3 protein-coding genes and 1 pseudogene are annotated in these 4,638 nt (G+C 72.4%); all 4 read right to left on the bottom strand.

Going from position 1 to position 4,638, the window contains the following annotated elements; genetic code table 11:
- Nucleotides 1–275, bottom strand: a pseudogene (locus tag VGD85_RS19755) (hypothetical protein); the annotation flags it as partial.
- 272 nt (nt 276–547) lie between these two features.
- Nucleotides 548–1,138 (bottom strand): DUF6318 family protein, encoded by a 591-nt coding sequence (locus VGD85_RS19760; RefSeq protein WP_331065142.1) that lies wholly within the window; start codon nt 1,136–1,138, stop codon nt 548–550.
- Between the two features lie 53 nt (nt 1,139–1,191).
- A complete protein-coding gene (locus tag VGD85_RS19765) occupies nt 1,192–4,404 on the bottom strand; it encodes an ATP-dependent DNA helicase (protein ID WP_331065143.1) in 3,213 nt (1,070 codons plus the stop codon).
- On the bottom strand, nt 4,401–4,638 hold a 238-nt coding region (locus VGD85_RS19770), incomplete at its 5' end, for a PD-(D/E)XK nuclease family protein (protein WP_331065144.1). The genes VGD85_RS19765 and VGD85_RS19770, both read right to left, overlap by 4 nt.

The following is a 4,638-nucleotide window of genomic DNA, read 5'->3' on the forward strand; positions in this document are numbered from 1 at the left end:
AACTCCCCCTGCTCGGTGTAGAAGTTCGTCTCGAAGTTCACCAACGTCCGACCACCCGGCGGCTGCACCACCAACTCCGAGGCCGGCAACGGGACCCGCCGCAACGCCCGCAACACCAACCCCGGCGTCACCTCCGGCGGCGCGGCCACCGAATCCTCAGGACAACTCGAGGTCCCAGGCTGCGGAGCCCCGCCCGCTGGCTGGAACCAGACGTACATCTGGATGGAGCCGTCGTCGCAGATAGCCAACTCTGAGCACGTCTGATTGCCGCCCATGGCGCAGACCGGATCGTGATGCCAGACCCCCGGCACCTCATGCACTGGCGAGGGCGGCTCTGCGCCGCCGGGCTGTCCCGGGAGTTCGGCTCCCGGAAGATGCGACGTGCCATGGGTGACGAGTGCACCACCGGCAGTGTCGGCCTGGGGTGGCGGATCCGTGTGCGTCCCCGGATCCGCCGGAGTGGTCGGGTCTGCATGTGCCGGAACGTCGACACCGCCCAGGATGGCCACCGCCACGAGCACCAGCCCGGCTGTCCATCGGCATCTACTCATGTCTGCTTGTCCCAGTACTCGATCCGCCAGCCATTCGCTGTCAACCGGACGATCGTCTCGATCCGGACCGTTCCGGCCTCGTACTCCTCGTCGCGTTTCGTTCCAGGCAGGTCGACGACTTGATGACTGTTGGCCAACACGTATCGCACCACGAGCAGGTTGCCCTCGGATCCGACTGGGGCCGTGGACGCGTCGCTGATCTTCGTCTCACCACCCCGGATGTGACCATCCCGCCGATACACGGACTCCAGGAAGTCAAGGACCTGCTGACACGCTTTGCAGCCCTTCGGGCTGAGCGCTGCCAAGCCGGCAACGTCGCCCGTCTCCTGGGCATAGTCAGCCATCTCCCAGTAGAACTTCACGAACGCCTCAGCAGCAGCCGCGTCATCGCCCCGCGCAGCGGCCGGCATCGTCGGCTCCACCGGACCCGACACGGCCGTCGTCGACGGGGAGGACGGCGCCGTGGAGGACGGCGGCGGGGCGAACTTGGGCTCGGGGTCGTCGTCGGAGCACGCGCCCAGCGCGAGCACCGACAGCAGCGACATGGCGGTGATGACCGTCCGAGACCGGTTCACGAACCCGATCATTCCCCGCACACAGCCCGAACGAAACCGCCCCGGCCGAACCTGTGGAGACCGGCTCAGGACGTCGTGTCGAGCAGCGCCTCGAGCTCGGCCCGGCCGGGCAGGTCCGGGGGTTCGACGACCTCGCCGGTGCGCACGTAGTAGAACGCCGCGCGGACGCGGTCGAGAGGGACGTCGTTGAGCTCGGCCCAGGCGAGCCGGTACAGCGCGAGCTGGAGCGGGTCGGCGGTCGCCGAGCGGTTCGTCTTCCAGTCGACGACCAGGTGCTCGTCGCCGTCGACGTACACCGCGTCGATCCGGCCCCGGACGACCTGGCCGACCCCACCCGGAGGACGGAGCACGAGCGCGAACGGCGCCTCGACCCGGTGCGGCGTCCGGGTCGCGAACGGCCCGGCCTCGAACGTGGCGATCAGCTCCTTGAGGTCGGAGTCGTCGTCGATGCCGGCGTCGGCGCGCCCGGGCAGGTCGTCGTAGTCGAACAGGTCCTGCTGGCCGAACCGCGCCTCCACCCACGCGTGGAAACGGGTGCCGAACCGGGCGGCCGACGACGGCGGGCGCGGCATCGGCCGGGCCAGCTCGCGGGCGAACGTGCCGGGGTCCTCGCGCAGCCGGGCCATGGCCGTCGCCGAGAGGCTCGAGGGCAGAGGTACGACGACGTCGGAGCTGCGGTCGCGGCGCGCCTCGGCCAGCAGCCGCTCGAGCTCGGCGTCCCACTCCGCGACCCGGGCCGCCTCGATCATGTCGAGACCGGCGTCGGCCGCCTCGACGTCGACGTCGCGCACCCGGCGCGCCGCCTCGAGGCGCAGGGCGGCCTCGCGGCCGGTGCCGGTGAGCGGCCACGGCTGCGACGGGTCGACCGCGTCGTAGGGGTTGGCGGAGCCACGCTCGGGCTTGTCGAGCCAGCACTCCGCCGCCTCGCCCCATTCCTCGAGCTGCTCGCGGACCACCCGCTGGTAGGCCGACGGGCCGAACGGTGTGGTGCGCGTGCTCCAGAGGTAGGAGGTGACCGACAGCCGGTGGGCCGCCCGGGTGAACGCGACGTAGCCGAGCCGCAGCTCCTCCTCGGCGTCGTGGTCGCGGGTGGCGGCGCGGTAGGCGTCCAGCGCGGCCTTGTCGTGCCCGGCCAGCTGGGGCAGGTCGTCGGCGTCGCCTCGCAACGGCGCCGGCAGGATCGCCGGCGAGGAGGTCCACAGGGTGCGGGACCGGTTGGACGGGAAGCGCGTCTCGCAGACGCCGACGAGGAACACCGCGTCCCACTCCAGCCCCTTGGACCGGTGCACGGTGAGCAGCTTGACCGAGTCGGCCTCGGTGGGGGTCGCCACGTCGAGCCCGTTGCCCTGGTCGTCCTCGGCCGTCAGGTAGGCCAGCAGCGCCGGCAGCGTGACGTCGCCGTCGACGGCCTGGAACTCCGCGACCGCCTTGACGAACAGGTCGAGGTTGTCACGGCGCGCCGCGGCCGCCGGGCTGACCGCCGACGCCAGCTCGACGTCGGTGCCGCTGGTGTCGATGATCCGGCGCACGATGTCGAGCAGGGGCTCGCCGACGTAGGTGCGCAGCATCCGCAGCTCGGCGGACAGCAGCCCGAACCGCTCCAGCGCCTCGGGCGAGTAGGGGTGCTCCCCCGGGTCGGCCAGGGCGTCGTCGAGCGAGGGCACCTCGGCGGGGTCGATGCCGTCGGCGATCTCGAGCAGGTGGTCGGTGATCGACTCCGGAGCGGCACCGCGGCCGCTCCGGCCGGCGATCTCGTGGGCGCGACGGCTCAGCAGCCGCAGGTCGCGCGGCCCGATCGCCCAGCGTGGCCCGGTGAGGAGCGTGAGCAGCGCGGCGTTGGCGGTGACGTCGTGGAGCAGGTGCAGCGTCGCGACGATCTCGGCCACCTCCGGCAGCCGCAGCAGGCCGGAGAGACCCACGATCTCGACCGGGATGCCGGCCCCGGTCAGGGCGTCGAACACGTCCTCGGCGTGGGAGTTGTCGCGGGTCAGCACGCCGATCTTGGCCCAGCTGCCGGGGTCGGGCATCGCCGCGTGCGCCTCGCGGACCGCCTCGGCCAGCCACGCCAGCTCCTCGGCGTGCGTCTCGAACACCCGGGTGGTGACGGACCCCGTCGCGGCCTCGGGCTTGGCGACCAGCGGCTCGACCTGCCCGTAGGCGGCGTAGAGCGGCGCGGCGAGCCGGTTGGCGACCTCGAGGATCCGCGCGTCGGAGCGACGGTTGACGGTGAGGGGGTACGTCGGGACGGGCCGGCCGTCCGCAGCGGGGAAGGTGTCGGCGAAGTTGAGGATGTTGGAGACCGACGCGCCGCGCCAGCCGTAGATCGCCTGGTTGGGGTCGCCGACCGCGGTGACCGGGTGTCCCTCGCCGAACAGCCGCGACAGCATCACCGCCTGGGCGACCGAGGTGTCTTGGTACTCGTCGAGCAGCACCACCTTGAACCGCGACCGCTCGAGGGCGCCGACACCCGCCTGCTCGCTGGCCAGCCGGGCGCCGAGCTCGATCTGGTCGGAGAAGTCCATCAGCCCGAGGTCGTGCTTGAGCCGCCGGTAGCCCTCGACCAGGTCGAGCAGCTCGGCACGCCGGTCGATCGCGGAGATCGCCTTGTCGATCGCCTCACGGTAGGTGACCCGGGCCTTGCCGGCCAGCTCCTCGGCCAGCGCCCGTTCGAAGCCGGCCCGCGCCTCGGCGTCGGTCGCGCGCACGGCCTCGGGCCCGACGAGGTGCTCGCTCATCGCACTGTCGAGGGCGAGGAGGTTCTGGATGACGGTCGCGGGGTGGTCGGAGAGGTGGCGGATCTCGCCGGTGAACCGGTCCACCACCCGGGCGCCGAGCTGGTAGCGCGCGGCGTCGGTGATCACCCGGGTGTCGGGCTCGTGGCCGATGCGCAGCCCGTGGTCGGTGAGCAGGCCGGCGGCGTACGCGTTGTAGGTGGCGACCGTCGGCTCGAGCACCTCGCCGGCGCCGTCCGGACCGACCTCGGCCGGCGGCTCCAGGGCGCCGGCGGCGTTGAGCGCATCCCGGATCTTGCGGCGCAGCTCGCTGGCCGCCTTGGTGGTGAACGTCAGGCCGAGCACCTCGTCGGGGCGGACCTGCCCGGTCACGACGAGGTAGACCACCCGCGCGGCCATCAGCGTGGTCTTGCCCGACCCCGCGCCCGCGATCACCACCGCCGGGGCCAGCGGCGCGGAGATCGCCGCCCACTGCTGGTCGCTGACGGAGTACGGCGTGCCCATGACCGCGGCGAGGTCCTCGGGGCTGTCGATCGGTCGGCTCACTGGCTGGTCACCGACCCCGCGCTCTTGGCCGGGCAGATCGACATGAACTGGCACTCGCGGCAGTGCTGGCCGGCGATCGACGGGAACGACTCCGCCCGCAGCAGCGCAGCGGTGCGGGCGAGGCGCTCGCGCAGCAACGAGCGGTCGGCGCCGTCGTCGGGTTGCGCGCCCTGGCCCTGGACGACGGCGGTCTCGTCGCCGTCGGTGAGCCCGAGCTGGACCAGCTCGGCGCCG

This window comes from Nocardioides sp. (genome assembly GCF_036401255.1).
GTDB lineage: Bacteria > Actinomycetota > Actinomycetes > Propionibacteriales > Nocardioidaceae > Nocardioides.